Here is a 17,497-nt window from a genome sequence, read left to right as displayed (position 1 = left end):
AGATCAGCCCTGGACCATCATGTCCATCGGCTTGCGTGAATGGGCGCATCAGTTCTGATCAGTGGGACTTGGTATAACAAGCATTTTGACAAGAAGTCTGTAACCGGTGCCGTGGCAAGGTTCTCTCTCAGGAGGATCTCATGTGTACCAATCAGCGGCTGGCCCAGCTGTGGCTCGATGCCCTTGCGACAGAACTCGGTGCCGCAGCCGGTACCATCGACACCTATACCGACGATCTTAACTGCTACCTTGTCTGGCTGGAAGAGAACAGCCTCGGTCTGAATAACGTCGGCTTGGAACAGATCCGCGACTACATCGCCACTCTTGATCAGCGCGGTTACGCTGGATCCACCATTGCCCGACGCATCACAGTGGCACGCGGCCTGCACAAGTTCCTGATCGCGGAAGAACTCGGCTCCCGCGATCCCACATCCCATCTGTCGGCCATGCGCCGACCTCGGAAGCTGCCCTTTGTCCTGTCAGTTGCCGAGACGGCGGCTCTCCTGGAGACGGCCCATACGCTCGCCGCCGATCCCTCCGTGGGGCTGTATCGTCAGGCCAGCTATGCCCGGCGCGCTGCTTTGTTCGAGACGCTCTATGCCTCAGGCATGCGCATCAGTGAGGCTTTGTCCCTGCCCTCCGATGCCGCGCCTCCCGGCACCCGCATGCTGATGGTCCGCGGCAAAGGCGACAAACAGCGGCTCGTGCCCCTGCATGAGCGGGCGATTGGGGCCATCGCCCAGTGGCAGAAGCTGGCCAGAGCGTACTCTGGCGGCTACCCGAGTCCCTGGCTGTTCCACTCCGTCCGCAATGGCACCAGGGCTCTGACACGCCAGGCGGCTCTCCTCGAGATCAAGGAAGCGGCGGTGGCGGCCGGATTGGCCAGTCCGGAGCGGGTTTCGCCACACGTGCTGCGGCATGCCTTTGCCACCCACATGCACTCAGGTGGCACCGACCTGCGCGTGCTGCAGGAGCTGCTCGGCCATGCCGGCATCGAGACCACTCAGATTTATACGCATCTCGACACCTCCCGCCTCCACCATATGGTCCGCGACCTCCACCCGCTGAATGAGCAGGAGCTATCGGACTGAAAGCCGCTGGTCGCTCGAGCCACGGTCATAGGATCTTCAACCTGACACAGGCATTCGCCTCACGCCCGGTGCTCCTGTATCCGAGGGTCGACACCTCAGCCGTTCAACCCACATCTTCCCTATGATAAAATCCGATCTCTTCTCCAAGGCCCAGGAGCAGCGTCCCAAGCCGCTAGCTGCCGAGATCCGCCCGGAAACGCTCGATGGACTCATCGGGCAGCAGCAATGTCTCTGACATCAAGGCTGTGGCTCAGGATGCTCAGGCCAAGGACATCCTGGTGTTCATCGATGAGATCCACCGCTTCAGCAGCGCGCAGCAAGATTATCTCCTTGATCTGACTGAAACCGGCACTTTCGATCTGATTGCCGCCACAACCGGCAATCCCTATCACGTGCTCACCCCTGCCCTCGTCTCCCGTGCCTCCATCTTCCAGCTGGAGCCGCACTCGTTGGAGGACCTGCAGCAGGTGGTGGAGCGCGCTGTTGCCTTCCTCGCCAGCCAGAAGGATTTGCACGTTCGCCTCAAGGCTGATGCGATGAAGCAGCTCATCGGACGGGCCGGAGGGGACGCCCGCCGCGTGTTGAATGCCCTCGAGACACTGGTTCTCGGATCCGTTCCCGGCTCGGCCGTCCCGATCACCGGAGCCATGGTGGAGAAAGTCTACCAGGCCTCTCCCCTGCCCTTTGATCGCAAAGGCGACTACCACTACGACACGATCTCGGCGTTCATCAAATCGATGCGCGGGTCGGACCCGGACGCCACCCTCTATTGGCTGGCCCGCCTGATCCATTCCGGTGAAGACCCTCGCTTCATCGCTCGCCGCATTCTTATCCATGCCTCGGAGGATGTGGGGCTTGCTGACAACACAGCCCTGCAGACTGCGGCAGCTGCTCTTACGGCCGTCCAGCACGTTGGCTATCCGGAAGCCCAGATTGTGCTGGCGCACGCAGCACTGCACATCGCCCGAGCGCCGAAATCCAACTCGGCCTGCCGCGGCATCGGAGCGGCGATGGCCTATGTCAAATCACAGCCTATGATTCCGGTGCCGCCGCACCTGCGGGACGGGCACTATGCCGGAGCAGCCAAGCTGGGCCATGTCGGTTACCAATTCCCACATGATGACCCCCGCGGCTGGGTCGAGCAGACCTACGCACCCGGTATTCAGCCAGGTCAGTTCTACCAAAGTGACGGCCGGGGCAGTCAGACGTTTGAGGCGCGGGCTGATGCCTGGTGGGAGCGTGTCACCGGTCAGCCGCAGCCAAAGCATGCGTCTGAAGAACCCGGCAGCGAGTGACGATCATTGCACAAATCGGCTTCGGGTGACAGCGATCTCAGGGTCAGGTGAGTTCTCGCGCACGTCATTGCAGTGCGAAGTCTTAGCTCCCGATCACCCGAGCAGCAGATCCAATAACATCTTCTTAGCCCTCACTGTGTAGGTAATGGGAGTGCGGAGAAAGGCGAGCGATGGCACTGCGGTGGAAGCCGACTATTCCTGACGACAACGACCCTGAGGATGTAGTGGGCAGCTTGCACCTCCACGTCTTTGCACGGGTGTATCGTATTCAGAGCGGCGTCCACCAAGGCCGTTTTCGCTGGTATCTCAAGGATGTTCCAGTATCAGCCGGGGTGCGGCTCCAAGGCCTTGAGGACACCCAAAGGAAGGCTCAACACACGGCTAACCTCCAGTTCCAGCATTGGCTCAGACGGGCTGGGCTTAGGGAAGCGCCTTCGAGAGCCAAGACGCAACTCGCCCTGCGGTTCCGGCCGAACTCCAGATCCGAGGGTGCCAAACGGGCTCGAAAGGATTTGCTGAGTGCTCAGGCTAATTTTGAGTAATTGTTTCAAGCCGCTCAGAATGACGAATTCTGGACATTCACGCCCGGCCGAGATCGTCCCGATGGCCTGTCGCTGGCGTGAGCCTTGATATTGTTTCTCGCATATTCAACGCGCAGCCCCGAAGCCATGCAAACGACCAGTCGATTTCTGCTTGACCCGCTGTCCCAGCCATTCAAGGCTAACTGCCTGTACGGTTCCCTTTCGTAGTTGGGGACCCTGGGGATGAAGTCACATTCGGGAGCAGGTGTGAGAGAGTGATATGACAGAGGAAGCCGAAAGATTGCGCCGCGAACTGGAGGAGGCATTTCGGAGTCGGGGCCATCTCTATCGCGTCCTGCTCGAAGAACTTGAATCTGAAATTGGGTTAGACCAAGCCATTGCCGTGATGAGCCGAGCGCTAGAGCGCCGTGGCAAGGAGGTTGCGGAAGGGCTGTTTCAGGATACGCTACCGGATCCATTAGCCGTTGGAGATCGTTTTCTCTCCGTCAGCCCCGACAACGGACGGCTTTATCCGCATGAGGTCGAAACAAATGGCGATATGATGGAAGTTCGTGTACATCGCTGCCCTCTGAAGGATAGTTGGTCAGCATCAGGGCTCTCTCCAGAGCGCATCGCACTTCTATGCAAACTTGCCGGATCCTTCGACAAAGGCCTGTTTGAAGCGGCAGGTGTCGCTTTCTCGAACCAGACTTGGAGCCAGGAGCGCGGTGGCGGATGCTGTTGGATCAAACTGGAGCAGTGTCAGTGAGCAGCCATCTGAGCATCGAGGGATGTAGAAATGAAACAGATCATACCAACGCTCGACCATGTGGTTATTAACGTGCTCGATCAGCTCGATGCCGCGGCTGATCTGTACCGCCGCCTCGGTTTTCAGCTCACTGAGCGGGGGCATCACACATTGGGGTCGAGCAACCATCTGGCAATCTTCGGCGAGAATTACCTCGAACTGCTCGGGTATGAGCTTGGACGGCAAACCGAACGGGCAGATCTGTGGAAACATCCACTCGGACTGACCGGACTGGTCTTCAAGACAACAGACTCTTTGGCTCTTCATACTACTCTTACAGACAAAGGAGTGCCTGTTGAGAATCCGGCCGAGTTCTCGCGTCCCGTCGCCCTTCCGGACGGTACTCGGGATGCAGCATTTCGGGTTGTGAGACTAGGAGCACAGCTGATCCCGAACGGTCGTGTTTTCTTCTGCCATCATTTCACACCGGAACTCGTCTGGCGTGACGAATGGCGTCAGCATCCCAACGGCGTCATTGATATCATCGAGTTCACAATTGCCGCTGACAATCCATCGAAGACAGCCGATCTATATCGGATGATCTTTGGGTCCGAAGCGGTGACCGAGGTCTCCGGCGGTCATGCGTTGCGGGCGGGCCGGGCGTCAATTCAGTTTCTCAGCCCTGCTGAAGTGGACACGCGCTTTGCTGGTGGGGCAGTGACAGCCACAAGTCAGGGTGATCGTATGGTAGCGTTGACTTTCCGAACACGCTCACTTGAAATGGTTCTCAAAAATCTCAGGTCCGGGCGGATTGCTGGTGATCATGTAACGTCGGATCGTATTATCGTACCTGCCAATGAGGCCGGCGGCGTGGCTCTTGCATTTGTCGAGTGAGGCATCGGTTCAGCGTACGAAAAATGGTGTTCCCTCGAGTTCAGGCTCATCGAATTCTTCCAGAGATCGGCGGATAACCTGTAGGTCTTCGCGAAACAGGCTTGCAACGACGGCTGTTGAAAGCCGCTCTGCGGCAACATTGACACCTGGAATATCACTGGCGATCGCCCCATGACTGAGGGCCGCGCCGTGATTGACGAGATGAATGCGTGACAGGTCAGGATCCTGGCCAGGATGCCGCTCAGTCAATTCGAATCCAGAACCCAGGTAGGGGAAATCGCCGAGATCCGAGCGTTGAAGCTCGTCAGGTGGCGCATAGCGGTCTCTCCAACGAGCGACCGAGGACGACCAGGCGCCCAGTTCTGGGATTGCTCCAGCGTCCACGTTGAAGCCGGTGCCCACAATCAGGAAGTCATGCTCTTGAGGAGCTTCCTCTCCGTGGATACGCACAACGACCTTCTCACCCTGGCGGGTTGCAGCCTCAGCCGGCCTGCCGAGGTGGATGTTAAACCCATCCTGCTGCATGGCGCGCCGTACGGTCTCATGCGGTGGAGGTGCTTGGGCATCGTTGAGATACACGAACAAGGACCAGCGGTCGGCGTCATCAAGAGCGCTCCAGCCATAAAAGTATCCTGGCGATGCAGAGCCGCGTCCTTTGTTGATCTGCGGCAAGATGGAGCGACGCACATACATGTCCACCCGCGCAGCCCCTTGCTCCAAAGCCGTAGCGGCATTGTCCCAGGCCGAGGCGCCGCCCCCAAGGATTCCGATGCTTTTCCCGCGGAGATACTCAAAGTCAATTGCCTCATTCGTGTGCGCGGCGCGGTCCGGCCAGAGCGCGGGATCTACGAAGTCCGGCAGGCGATCACCGCCTGCGCCTCCCCTTCCCGTCGCAAGGACGGCCCGTCTCGCGAACAACGTCTCCTGCCCCTGTGACGTCCTGATCCTGACCTCCAGCCCTCCGGCGGAGGGTGCGATTTCGCGAACGATGGTCTCGTGCTCAACAGGCAGGTTCAGCACGCGTTGCAGCCAGCCCAAATAGCGCGCCCAGACGGCGTTTGGAATTTTGTAGAGGGCTTCCCAGGCCTCGCGGCCAAAGCCGGCTTCGTACCAAGCGCGGAACGTTAACGAGGGAATACCGAGCGCCGGACCCGGTAGGATCTTGGGCGAGCGCAACGTGTCCATTCGGGCGAATGTTAGCCAAGGCCCCTCCCTGCCCGCAGGGTTGCGTTCGAGGATCCGAACGTTGCGAACGCCCTTGAAGATCAGGGCTGCGGCCGCCGCAATCCCGTTCATCCCGGCGCCAACGACCACAACATCTGTAATGGGGAATCCATCCGATCCTGTCGTCTCAGCGGGCCAATTGGCGGCGGGAAACCCAAGCATTTCCAGATCACGGCGCACGTGCTCTCCGTGAGCGAGAAGCCCCGTATCGGACGGCTCGATAGTATGGTGTTCGGACAATATGCGATTACGATCCACGTTAGTGCTCGCCAGCGCCATCATGCGCAATGGTCAAACGGCTTGGTCGGCCTCATAGCGGTAGCGGAAGTCGCAGTGGGAGGCTCCTTCCATGATCGTCTGGGTCCGCATCATCTTCAGTTTGGGATCATAACCTTCACAGAAGGATCCATCGCGATTGCAGGACAGAAGACCCCCGATCTCACCCATACCCATGGCCTTGTACATCTCGGCGTAGCGACAGCGGGTGACGTTGAAGTCGAAACGGCTCTCGTCCCGGTAGACCGGATCGATCTCCAGGGCATTTTCCGCAGTCCAGTTGGACTGGATGTCGATGAAGCTCTGAAGGCTGGTCCCGCCCTCGGCTTGTGCCGCGAACTGTGCCGCCTGTTTGATTGAAGATCGCCGCACCGACTCCGCAATGAGCTGCTTAGCGTTATCCTTGCCGTAGCGTTCGGTGAGGGTTTCATACACTTCCTTGAGAAGTTCCGCCTCGATGCGCCGCCGCTCGATAATCGGAAGAGGTTGGGACATAACCGTGCTCCTGCAGAGTGGGTGTAGAATAATGGAAAGCCGTAATCCTGCACAATTGAGTCAAGATACTGCCAATAAAGCGTCCGCCTGGACAGGCGGCACCCAGTCCCGCCCTGGAACCGAGGCCAGCAAGGCCTGCGTATAGGAATGGCGTGGCGCCCCAAAAACCTCAGCAGTCCAGCCCTCTTCAACCACTACGCCGCCCTGCATGACAGCAATGCGATCGCAGATCTGCGCGGCAACGCGCAGATCGTGGGTGATGAACACCATGGACAGGCCCAGTCGGCTGCGTAGGTCTGCAAGCAGGCGCAGAACTTGTGCTTGAACAGAGACATCGAGCGCAGAGACCGGCTCGTCCGCGACCAGCACCTGGGGCTCTAGGGCGAGGGCGCGGGCTAGACCGATGCGCTGACGCTGCCCACCAGAAAATTCATGCGGGTATCGCTCAGTAGCGTCGGGATCAAGGCCTACGAGGGCAAACATTTCCTTGGCCTTGGCCAAGGCTCGTGCAGGCGGCTCCCCGTGGATGATCGGCCCCTGCGCAACCAGTTCGCCGGCCCTGCGGCGTGGATTGAGCGATGCAAATGGATCCTGGAAAACCATTTGGATGTGTCGTGTCTGCTCTCTCATTGCTCTGCGCGAGAGGGCTGCGAGATCGGTATCGCCGAGGCAGATCGATCCCGAGTCTGGATCGAGCAGCCGTACGATGCAGCGGGCGAGAGTCGACTTCCCCGATCCGCTCTCGCCTACGATTCCGAGCGTTCCGCCACGCGGCAGATTAAGGCTCACGTCCTGCACCGCATGCGTCACGCGCCGGCTCCGGGCTATCAGCCCTCCTTTGCGATAGGTTTTCGAGACATGCTCGATCCGCAGAATTGGCTCTGCTGCTACATCCTGCGGCGGTGGCGGCGCAAGGGGTGGAACAGCCGCGATCAGTGCCTTCGTGTAGGGATGTTCTGGCCGATCGAGAACATCCTCTGCACTCCCCACCTCTACAAGCCTGCCACGCTGCATCACGGCGACTCGATCAGCAATCTCAGCCACCACGCCGAAGTCGTGGGTGATGAACAGAACCGCCGTTCCTTTGCGCTCCTGAAGTTCCCGAATGAGCTTCAGAATTTGGGCTTGGGTTGTCACATCAAGGGCCGTGGTCGGCTCATCCGCGATAAGAACGCGCGGCTCAAGGGCCAGCGCCATCGCGATCATCGCCCGCTGGCGCTGGCCGCCGGACAGCTCATGCGGGTAGGCCCGCTGGACTCCTTCCGGATCCGGAAGGTGGACATCTTTGAGCAGAGTGGTCACTCGCCGTGCGATTTCGGCTCGGTTGAGGTTTGTGTGTATGCGGAACATTTCGGCGATCTGGTCACCGATCGTCCGCAATGGGTTCAGGGCGGTCATCGGCTCCTGAAAGATTATGCCGATCCGGGCGCCACGGATCCTTCGCATATCTGCATCGCTCAGCGTCAGAAGATTTTCACCCTCAAGTAGGATCTTGCCGGCCGTTGCACGGACCCCTTCCGGTAAGAGACCTAGGACGGCGCCAGCCATCATCGATTTGCCGGAGCCGCTTTCGCCGACAATGCAGAGGATCTCGTTGGCTTTAAGCTCAAGGGAGACTTCTTCGAGTGCATGCGGCCGGTCAGCCCCCGGTGGCAGCGCAACGGTCAACCCCTCGATCGATAACAGGGTTCTCATCGCCGCCTCAGCCTTGGATTGAGGGCATCGTTCAGCCCTTGTCCGACAAGGGAGACCGAAAGCACAGTCAGTAGGATCGCCATGCCCGGAATGGCAGACACATACCACTGCGTGCGAAGAACCGACCGGCCAGCGCCGATCAGATTACCCCACGAAGGTATGTTGGGATCAGACAGGTTCAGGAAGGCCAAGGCGCTTTCCAACAGGATCGCCACCGCCATGATGACGCTGGCATAGACGATAACAGGTGGCAGGGCGTTGGGCAGGATCTCTCGGAAAATGATCTGCAGGTCACGCATGCCGAGGGTACGACATGCCTGAACAAACTCGCGGCTCCTGAGTGATAGGAATTCTGCTCGTGTGAGCCGGGCCGCAGCCGGCCAGGATACAAGACCGATGGCAATGGTGACAGTCTTGATGTCGGATCCGAACACCGCGACCAGCACGAGGAGCAAGAGAAAGTTTGGGAGTGTTTGGAACGCCTCCGTGATCCGCATAAGTACGTCGTCGACGATACCGCCATAGTACCCCGCGATGGCACCGATCACGACCCCAATTGTGACAGCCAGCAAGGTGGCGACAATACCGATGAGCAGTGAAACACGAGCGCCGTGGAAAACTTGGGCGGCGATATCTCGTCCTGTGGTGTCGGTGCCGAGCCAGAAGCGTGCATTGGTGAAGGGCCATTGCAGTGGGCGTCCGGCGAGTCCAAGAGGATCCTTCTGGAACAGGACCGGGGCAATGAGTGCCATGCCAACCACCAGAAGAAGCAGGAAAAGCCCAACGATAGCAGTCGGGCTCCGAACAAGGCGCTTTAGGGCATCCATGGCAGCCCTCAGGTCACAATGCGCGGATCTAGGCGCGCATACAGAAGATCAACGATAAAATTGATTAGGATCACGAGCAGTGCCGATACGAATACAATCCCGAGAAGGGTGTTGAGGTCCCGTTGCACGACAGCCTCATAGGCCAACCGCCCGAGACCCGGTAGGGCAAAGACGCTTTCTACGACCACGGAACCGCCAAGCATCGTTCCGGCCTGCAGGCCAACGAGGGTGACCATCGGCAGAAGCGCATTTCGGAGAACATGCCCAGTGATGACGCGGCGCGGGCTCAGGCCCTTGGCCCGGGCGGTTCGCACGAAGTCAAGATTCATCACTTCCAGCATCGAGGCGCGCATGATCCGAAGGTAGGTCGCGAGGAAGATAAGGGCCAAGGTCAGCGTCGGCAGGAGGAGATGCCATGCGATGTCAGCAACCCGTCGAAGCCCTGTATAGCCTGCGCCGATCTCCTCGAGGCCACCAGCCGGCAGCCAGCCGAGCTTTACTGCGAATATGACGATGCCCATCAGGCCGAACCAGAAGGATGGTGTGGCGTAGAAGACAAGCCCGAGCGTCGAGATGAGCGTATCCGGCCACCGGTTGACGCGCCGTGCTGCCAGCACGCCAAGTGCCATTCCTGCTGCAAAGGCAAAGCTTAAGGCCGAGCCCATCAAAAGAAGGGTCGCGGGCAGGCGCTCCAGGATCACCTCGGAGACCGGCTTGCCGTAGATTGCAGAGAATCCAAGATCGAGCTGGAGCAGTCGCCAAACATAGCGCCCCAGTTGCACCGCCACGGAAACATCTAGCCCGTAATACTGCCGCAGTTCCTCGATCATCCTCGGATCGCCCCCACCGATCTGGGCAACGAGGGCGTCAACCGTATCGCCAGGAGCAAGCTGCAGCAGCAGGAACAGCCCCGCCAGCAGCACGAACAATGTCGGCAAGCTGGCGGCGAGGCGTCGGAGAGCAAGGAGCAGAACGCGCATCATCAGGATGCAGCAATCCAGGTATCATGCCAGTCGCTGGAGTCCCAGCGCGGCACGTTGTGGTGGTTGCGGACCTGCTTGCTCGTGGCTGCGAAGAATTGCCGCTCGGTGATCATCCAAACCGGGATCTCCTCGTTCACAGCCTTCACCCACTCGGCATAGAGAGACTTGCGCTTTGCAGGATCAATCTCTGTAGCGGCTTGGTCGATCAGTTGGTCGATCTTATCGGATTGCCAGCCCCATTGATTGGTCCAGGGTGCACCCTTTGGTGAGCCGGAGCGGTACCAGACTGTGGTGGAGACAGCCGGGTCGCCACGATACTGGTGCCAGCCAGTGGCGAGATCGAAGTTCCAATCGCGATAGACTGTGGTGAGAGCGCCCGCGATGTCGAGCTGCACGATCTCTACCTTGATACCGACCTCCGCGAGAGACTGCTGAATAAAGGTAGCGAGAAGCGGAACATCCTCGCCGTTCATGATGGGAACCAGCTTCAGCGTAAAGCGTGTACCATCCGCGCCACGCTTATATCCCGCCTCATCAAGAAGAGCGGCGGATTTCTTTATATCAAACGGATATGGGGGCTTGCCATCGGGATAAAAAGCCGGGGACGAGGACGGGATTGGTCCTGTTGCTGGCTTAGCCTGTCCATAAAGAAAGTTCTCGATGAAGAACTCCACATCGATGGCATGAGCGATAGCCCGACGAACCCGCACGTCCGAGAGCTCCTTCCGGCGGGTGTTGAACTCGAGCGTGTTGTTAAAGGCATTGGCTTCAATCCCGCGTGGCGAAACTTCGAACCGATTGTCTTCTTTCAGTCGGTCGAGATCGGACAGTGATAGTCCATTGTAAGAGCTGAGCTGGATCTGCCCGGTCTCGAGCGCGGCTGCCACGGCTGACTTGTCAGTGATCACGCGCCATACGATACGGTCGAGATAGGGAAAGTCCTTGCGCCAGTAGCTTGAATTCCGCTCAGCAATGATGAACTGGCCGCGTTCATACTGGGCGAACTTGAAGGGCCCCGTTCCGATCGGAGCTGTATTGGCAGGATTTTCAAGGATGTTGGTTCCTTCGAACACGTGTCGGGGCGCTATATAGCCAAGATCACAAAGAGCGCGGAGGAGCAGGTTGAGCGGCATCGGCCGTGAGTAGCGAAACACCGCAGTGTGCGGGTCCGGTGTATCGACAGCCTCAAGATACTGCTGGAGCTGGGTGCCATAGTTGAGGTGCTTCTTCCACATCTCCATGGCCGTGTACTGGACATCAGCAGCCGTGAACGGCTTTCCATCATGCCAAGTCACGCCTTGGCGCAGTTTGAACGTTACTGCCTTTCCATCCGGCGTGGCCTCCCAGCCGGTCGCCAGAACAGGGGCCGGATTGCCGTTCGGGTCCAAATCCACCAGCGCCTCCATGATCTTGCTGGTGATCAGGTAGACACCTGTTGACGCACGAAGGGCCGGGTTCAGGATGCGCTGTTCCGAGCCGAGGTGGGCCGTCAGAACGCCCCCACGTCTGGGGGTCTCCTGGGCGAAGGACATGCGCGGGAGGAGAGGGCTGAAGAGGGTGGCACTCGCGGAGAGCAAGGCATCACGACGGGTCAGGCGCATAGCAGAGGTCCTTAATAGCCGAAACCGCTAGGACCCTAGCGCTCTCGTCGTTCGAGTCAACAGTATTGTTCGATTAAAAGAACTTGGAAGGGAAAACGGGATTTTCAAGAGGCGCTACGATTAGGCCTGAGCGCCGGAAACTGTGTGTTGTCCCTGAAGCCTTCTTTATTGCTCAGAAGGTTAGCTGCGTCTGAATGTTAGGTATGATAGATGGAAGCCATCCAGTTTACCGTCTGGGAAGTCAGAAAGAAACGAATCTCTGTCCTCGGACCGTCTCCTTTGTTCTCTATAAAGAACAAGCTATGGTGAAATAACAAAGATGAATGTACCGATGGGCCTGTCAGGTGGATACCCGAGTCGGGCTCAACGCATCTACTGGCTGTAATTGTGGTAATGCACAGCGCTGACAACTTAACTTTGCGCCTGCAACCAAATTTCGTTCAACGGGACGTTATGGAATGCAGGACCCAACGGTGAGCTCATCAGGGAACGTCCGATTGGGGTCATCCCAGGAAGTTGCAGACACCGAGGGAACATCTGCTTCCCCACCCTTAAGCGGAAGTTCGACGTACTTCAGAGAAGTGCCAAATGTATGGTCCGGCCGTGCGTCGCAAGATGATGTTGGCGGACTGACGAACGTGAGAGCTGCATCAATGTATTCGGCCTCGATGTGGAGCCTCAGCTCCGGGCCATCATGGATATCCGCGCGCATCCAAGGCTGACTAGCGGTAAGACCTCAATGGGCCATTTTGGCACCCAGTCTTGTGGTTGCGTCGGGCAGACCGTTCGTCCATCTCCTTTTCATCTCGCAGACCTCGGCGGGACAGCCGCTGATGAGATAACCGATCTCATCATTGTCTCCTCAGGGCTGATGGTTATCGAAAGAGTCTGAAGCGCCCTCACCTCACATCGCATGGGAGGCGCTCCTCGGCTGATAAGCATGCCCACGCGCCAGCACCGCCCAAGCAATACGAGCAAGTTTGTTGGCCAGCGCGATCACCAGCATATTGCGGTGCAGCCGTCGTCCGGCCGCCTCGATCCAGGGCCAAAGGCCGAGCCTGGCTCCATGCGGGCGGCGCACCAGAACGATGTGGGCCGCCTGGACGAAGAGCGTCCGCAGGTATTTGTTGCCGCGTTTGGAGATCTTGCCCAGGATGGTGCGGTCGCCGGTTGACTCCTGCTTGGGCACCAGCCCGAGCCAGGCGCCGAAGTCCCGCCCCTGCTTGAACCCGGCGCCTGTGCCGATCGCTGCCACTACGGCACTGGAGATGATCGGCCCCACGCCCGGCACGCTCATCAGGCGCTGACAATGGTCATCCTGAGCCGCCAGCGCCTCGATCTCGGCGGAGACCGCGGCAATGCGCTCGTCGAGCTGACGCCAATCCCCAGCCAGATCGGCGATGAGGCGAACCAGGCGCGGTGACAGGGCGTCAGCAGACGAACCCAGGATCCCTGGCAAGGCCTGGCGCAAGGGCGCAAGCCCCTGGCGCACGGTGATGCCGCGCTCCAAGAGAAAGCCGCGGATCTGGTTGGTCACGCCCGTGCGCTGGCTGACCAGACGCGAGCGCACGCGGTGCAAAGCCAGCAGATCCATCTGCTCGGGTGTCTTGATTGCTACGAACGACATGGTCGGTCTCTGGACGGCTTCCGCGATGGCCTCGGCGTCGCGATAGTCATTCTTGTGGCCCTTCAGAAACGGCTTCACGTACTGGGCTGGGATCAGACGCACGTCATGGCCGAGCGCCTGGAGCTGACGGCCGATGTGATGAGCGCCCGCACAGGCTTCCATGCCGATCAGGCAAGGTGGGATGTTGGCCAGGCGCTGCGTGAGCTGCGTGCGGGAGAGCTTGAGGCGCAGCACGATGGCGCCGCGCTCATCCTGGCCGACAAGGTGGAAGCTGTTCTTGCCCAGGTCGATGCCCAGGGTGGCGATCACAGCAGAGAAAGAAGACCGTGACATGGGACGTGCTCCTTGCGTGGCTCGAAACCCCACAGCTTACAGGCAAGCGGGGCAGGAGCACGGCCGGACCATCCCATTAGCAGTCCTAAGAGCGGAGATCAGTAAGGTCCTCGTTGCATATCAAGCCACGGCACCGGCCCCCGCACCTTGCGTCCGCCGGGTAGAGACGGCCGCGATCACGACGATGGCTGCGATCAGTAGCATCCCGGCCCCGGCAAGGAAGGCCGTGGTGTAGCCGTAGGTCAGCGCTTCCCCCGCCCTCGCAACTGCGGCTGCGTCGTTAGCGGCGAGACCGTCTTGCAGGGCTGTGGCGGCTCCGGGCAGGCGTGCATTCGCCGCCGAGAGCGAGATGGTCGTCAGCACCGCCAATCCGAGCGCGGCTCCGATCTGCTGCGCCATGTTGACGAGCGCCGAGGCCACGCCGGCCCGCTCCTCGGCAACGCCATGAACGGCCGTGAGCGTCATCGTGACGGCGCCCATGCCCAAGCCAAACGAAGTGATGAAGAGCGCGGGCAGGATGTGCACGGCATACGAGGAGTCGACCGTGAGCGTCGACAGCCAGGCCATGCCGAAAGCCGCAACCACGAGACCTGGACCGGCCACGAGACGCGGCGCAAGCCGCTCAACCAGCTTGGAGCTGATGCCCGCCCCGAGGATGATGCCGGCGCTGAAGGGCAGCGAAGCCACGCCGGTCCACAGCGGGCTGAACAGCAGGACCTGCTGAAGATAGAGCGTCAGCAGATAGAAGGTGCCCATCAGCCCGGCGCCGATGAACAGCATGCTGGCATAGGAGCCCGAGCGGTTGCGGTCGCGGAACAGCCCCAGTGGCAGCATCGGGTGCTGGCCGCGGGCCTGGAGCGTCAGGAAAAGGACGGCCAGGCCGAGGGCCACGGTGAAAGAGCCCAGGGTCACCGCATTGCCCCAACCGTGCTCACCGGCATGGGTGATGCCGTAGGTGAGTGCGACCACTGCGCCCGTCCCGCTGAGGGCGCCCGGCATGTCGAGCTTGCTGGAGTGGCGCTCGCCCTCGATCAGCACCCCGGAGCCGGCGAGCACCGCCAGGCCGATGGGGATGTTGATGAAGAAGACCCAGCGCCAACTCAGCAGGCCCGTCAGGACTCCGCCGAGCAGCACCCCGATGGTGATCCCTAAGGCCGACATGGCCCCGTAGATTGCCATGGCGGAGTTGCGGGGCTTGCCCACTGGGAAGGTGGTGGCGATCAGGGCGAGCGCGTTGGGCGCGGTCAGGGCGGCCCCGATGCCTTGCAGGCCGCGGGCGGCGATCAACTGCTCTGCGCTCGTCCCCAGCCCGCCGAGGAATGATGCGACCGTGAACACGCCGAGGCCGATGCGGAACACCCGCCGCCGCCCGAAGAGGTCGCCGACCCGGCCGCCGAACAGCAGCAGGCCGCCGAAGGCGAGGATGTAGGCATTGATGATCCACGGCAGCGTGGCCGACGAGACATCGAGCTCGCGCTGGATGCTCGGCAGGGCGATGTTGGCGATGGTGTCGTCCAGGACGAGCATCAACTGGGCTGTCGCGATGACGATCAGGGACAGGCCGAGTCCGCGCCCACTTAGGGACTCGGACTGCCCGGCCTGCATGGAAGTGGCAGGTGACATTGGTGAACTCCTGACAGAGTAAGGTCAAAGATTAAGCGTTCGCCTGCGGTGGCTTGGTCGTGCCGATAGGCCGGCTAAGGCAGCGAGCGTCATTGCGCTGGTGTTGGAGGAACCATGCGTCTTCCAACGATGGCAAGGTCAAGCACCGCGCGTAGGGCTACATCCCGTGGCCGGTACCGACCTGAATGCCGAAAGCCGCGAGCGCCATCCACACGGCCATGGCGATCATCATCAGGTTCTCGGTCAGCGACACGAACCCGAGCGGGACGTTGCTCGACCCGCCGACGCAGGCGCACTTCAGCTCGCGCTTGTCGAGGTAGACCGCCTTGAAGACCGACACGGCGCCCACGGTGCCGATGAACAGCGAGATCGGCACCGACAGCCAGGTCAGCGCCCCGGCGATCATCAACACGCCAGCCAGGCCCTCGGCGAACGGGTAGATGTAGGAGTAAGGCACCCACCGCTTCGCCAGCAGGTCGTAGTTCAGGAACATGGTGGCGAAGCTCTCGATGTTCTGGAGCTTCAGGAGCGCCAGCACGGCCATGCTGAAGGCGATGAACCACTCGGCCGCACACACGGTGAACGGATTGCCGTACACGGCATGGCTGGCGGCGAGTGCCATCAACGCCGTCATGCTGAACAGCGCGATGACAGGCTTGTAGGTGGTGGCCTTCGGATCGGCGACAGGCTTGCCGAAATGGCGGCGCAGGTCGTCGTAGCCGCCGATCCGCTCACCGTCGATGAAGGTCTGCGGCGTGGTCTGAACGCCATGCTCGGCCTTGAAGGCGTCCGTGGCCTCGCGAGAGGTCAACCACCTGTCCTCGACCGTGAAGCCTTGGCGGCGCAGGAGATCCCTGGCCTTCAGGCCATAGGGGCAGACATTGTGGTCCATGACCATGCGATAGAGCGTGGCGTGGCGGGGTTGGGCTGTGGAGGTCATTGCAGCAGCTCCGATTTATCGGGTTGGTCTTGAAGCTGCCCCTGATATAAGGTCTGTACCGTGGTACGGAGTCAAGGGATGAAAGAGCTGACGATTGCAGGCTTGGCTCGGGCGGGCGGCGTCGGCGTCGAGACCGTGCGGTACTACCAGCGGCGCGGGCTGCTGGCGACGCCGGAACGCCTCGGCAGCATGGGGCACGGCAGCGGTGTCCGGCGCTATGGTGAGCAGGATGTCCGCCGGCTCCGGTTCATCCGTTCCGCGCAGGCGGCAGGGTTCACCCTGGAGCAGATTGCCGAGCTGATCGCCCTGGATGCGATCGATGACCGAACCCGTGCCCGCGAACTTGCGAGGGAGCGCATCGCCGCGCTGGATGCCAAGATTGCTGAGATGAAGGCAGCGCGGAACGCGCTGTCGCGGCTGGCGCGGGCGTGCGATGACGCGTCGGGGGGACCCTGCCCCATTGTCACGGCTTTCGAACCCCAGTGAGCCCTGGTGCCTCCATTCCACAGAAGCTGGCCGTCTGAACTCAGAGAACCTCTCGGAGACTGAGTGCTTGGGTCATCTCCGGAACGAGCAGACGGTCGCCGCACCCAGTCCTCTCCACGAACAACCGCAACCCGTCCCGCGTCGGAATCCTCACGATGTCCATTCTTGAATGGCAATAGCGCGCCAGCCTGACCGCGAGGCCGGGCTGGCGTACTATCCGGCTTGATGGGACCGTCGGATCAGGCGGTCAGGTCATCGGTCGTGACGACCTTGCCATAGGCGAACGCCAGGGCGGACATGTAGGCAGCATGGACCTGCGCGGCCGGAACCGTCTTGCCGTTGAACTCCAGGTCGCGCGTGGCGCAGGCGTCTTCGACGATGGTGGTGCTGTAGCCGAGATCGGCGGCTGCGCGGCTCGTGGCATCGATGCACATGTGGCTCATCGCGCCCACGACCACGACATCCTTGATGCCGTCCGCGTCCAGAGCCTGCTTCAGCCCGGTCTCTCGGAAGGAATTGGGATAGTTCTTGGTGATCACCAGTTCGCCCTCCGCCGGCGCGACGGTCGGGATGATCTCGACGCCTTCGGTGCCGGGCACGAAGAACGGCACATCGGTTGGGCTCTCGTGGCGGATATGGATGACCTTGTCTCCGGCGGAGCGGGCCGCCTCGATGACCTTGGCCGCATTGGCGGCGGCCTCATCGATCCCGACGAGGGGCAGCTTGCCCGACGGGAGGTACTCGTTCTGAAGGTCGACGACGATGATCGCGCGCTTGTTCACAGGGCTTCTCCTTTGTTGCCGTTGAAGGTGAACCCTAGATACGGCTCCCGGCCGCA

The 17,497-nt window shown here is 60.6% G+C and carries 15 protein-coding genes; 5 read left to right on the top strand and 10 right to left on the bottom strand.

The genetic code is table 11. The annotated features are described in order from the left end of the window. Positions 1-140: 140 nt before the first annotated feature. The 4 genes from JKG68_RS21875 (at position 141) to JKG68_RS21860 (ending at position 4,549) form a co-directional block, all read left to right on the top strand. Positions 141-1,091 carry a tyrosine recombinase gene (locus JKG68_RS21875; RefSeq protein ID WP_202063473.1) on the top strand — a complete coding sequence of 317 codons (951 nt, stop codon included), beginning with the start codon at positions 141-143 and terminating at the stop codon, positions 1,089-1,091. A 203-nt stretch (positions 1,092-1,294) separates the two neighbouring features. After that, positions 1,295-2,386 carry an AAA family ATPase gene (locus JKG68_RS21870; RefSeq protein ID WP_246515709.1) on the top strand — a complete coding sequence of 364 codons (1,092 nt, stop codon included), beginning with the start codon at positions 1,295-1,297 and terminating at the stop codon, positions 2,384-2,386. Between the two features lie 801 nt (positions 2,387-3,187). Beyond that, positions 3,188-3,676: an L-2-amino-thiazoline-4-carboxylic acid hydrolase gene (locus JKG68_RS21865; protein ID WP_202063472.1), complete on the top strand. Its 489-nt coding sequence runs from the start codon at positions 3,188-3,190 to the stop codon at positions 3,674-3,676. A 30-nt stretch (positions 3,677-3,706) separates the two neighbouring features. Further along, positions 3,707-4,549 (top strand): VOC family protein, encoded by an 843-nt coding sequence (locus tag JKG68_RS21860; protein ID WP_202063471.1) that lies wholly within the window; start codon positions 3,707-3,709, stop codon positions 4,547-4,549. Between the two features lie 9 nt (positions 4,550-4,558). On the opposite strand, the gene JKG68_RS21855 is transcribed toward JKG68_RS21860, so the two are convergent. The 9 genes from JKG68_RS21855 to JKG68_RS21815 form a co-directional block, all read right to left on the bottom strand. Beyond that, positions 4,559-5,953 carry an NAD(P)-binding domain-containing protein gene (locus tag JKG68_RS21855; RefSeq protein ID WP_202063470.1) on the bottom strand — a complete coding sequence of 465 codons (1,395 nt, stop codon included), beginning with the start codon at positions 5,951-5,953 and terminating at the stop codon, positions 4,559-4,561. A 111-nt stretch (positions 5,954-6,064) separates the two neighbouring features. Then, complete coding sequence (locus JKG68_RS21850) at positions 6,065-6,544, bottom strand: L-2-amino-thiazoline-4-carboxylic acid hydrolase (protein WP_202063469.1); 480 nt, start codon at positions 6,542-6,544, stop codon at positions 6,065-6,067. A gap of 60 nt (positions 6,545-6,604) precedes the next feature. Next, positions 6,605-8,239 (bottom strand): ABC transporter ATP-binding protein, encoded by a 1,635-nt coding sequence (locus JKG68_RS21845; RefSeq protein WP_202063468.1) that lies wholly within the window; start codon positions 8,237-8,239, stop codon positions 6,605-6,607. Next, positions 8,236-9,066 (bottom strand): ABC transporter permease, encoded by an 831-nt coding sequence (locus JKG68_RS21840; RefSeq protein ID WP_202063467.1) that lies wholly within the window; start codon positions 9,064-9,066, stop codon positions 8,236-8,238. The genes JKG68_RS21845 and JKG68_RS21840 overlap by 4 nt, the downstream gene beginning before the upstream one ends. A gap of 8 nt (positions 9,067-9,074) precedes the next feature. Continuing rightward, complete coding sequence (locus JKG68_RS21835; RefSeq protein ID WP_202063478.1) at positions 9,075-10,046, bottom strand: ABC transporter permease; 972 nt, start codon at positions 10,044-10,046, stop codon at positions 9,075-9,077. A 2-nt stretch (positions 10,047-10,048) separates the two neighbouring features. Then, the gene (locus tag JKG68_RS21830) at positions 10,049-11,650 is read right to left on the bottom strand and encodes an ABC transporter substrate-binding protein (protein ID WP_202063466.1); all 1,602 of its coding nucleotides are present in this window, start codon (positions 11,648-11,650) and stop codon (positions 10,049-10,051) included. Between the two features lie 904 nt (positions 11,651-12,554). Then, positions 12,555-13,610 (bottom strand): IS110 family RNA-guided transposase, encoded by a 1,056-nt coding sequence (locus JKG68_RS21825; RefSeq protein WP_202063465.1) that lies wholly within the window; start codon positions 13,608-13,610, stop codon positions 12,555-12,557. A 120-nt stretch (positions 13,611-13,730) separates the two neighbouring features. Then, a complete protein-coding gene (locus JKG68_RS21820; RefSeq protein ID WP_202063464.1) occupies positions 13,731-15,233 on the bottom strand; it encodes an MFS transporter in 1,503 nt (500 codons plus the stop codon). Positions 15,234-15,390: 157 nt separating this feature from the next. After that, the gene (locus JKG68_RS21815; protein ID WP_202063463.1) at positions 15,391-16,173 is read right to left on the bottom strand and encodes a glutaredoxin family protein; all 783 of its coding nucleotides are present in this window, start codon (positions 16,171-16,173) and stop codon (positions 15,391-15,393) included. A gap of 60 nt (positions 16,174-16,233) precedes the next feature. Between JKG68_RS21815 and JKG68_RS21810 the strand changes: the two genes are divergently transcribed. After that, entirely contained in the window at positions 16,234-16,659 is a 426-nt protein-coding gene (locus JKG68_RS21810) for a MerR family transcriptional regulator (RefSeq protein WP_202063462.1), read from the top strand. A gap of 239 nt (positions 16,660-16,898) precedes the next feature. Here JKG68_RS21810 and JKG68_RS21805 read toward each other — a convergent pair whose 3' ends face one another. After that, the gene (locus JKG68_RS21805) at positions 16,899-17,441 is read right to left on the bottom strand and encodes a cysteine hydrolase family protein (RefSeq protein ID WP_202063461.1); all 543 of its coding nucleotides are present in this window, start codon (positions 17,439-17,441) and stop codon (positions 16,899-16,901) included. Positions 17,442-17,497: the final 56 nt, after the last annotated feature.

This window comes from Microvirga aerilata, from assembly GCF_016743775.1.
In the GTDB taxonomy this organism is placed as follows: Bacteria; Pseudomonadota; Alphaproteobacteria; order Rhizobiales; family Beijerinckiaceae; genus Microvirga; species Microvirga aerilata.
Note: the sequence above shows the minus strand (reverse complement) of the source record. Positions and strands in the feature narration are given on the sequence as shown.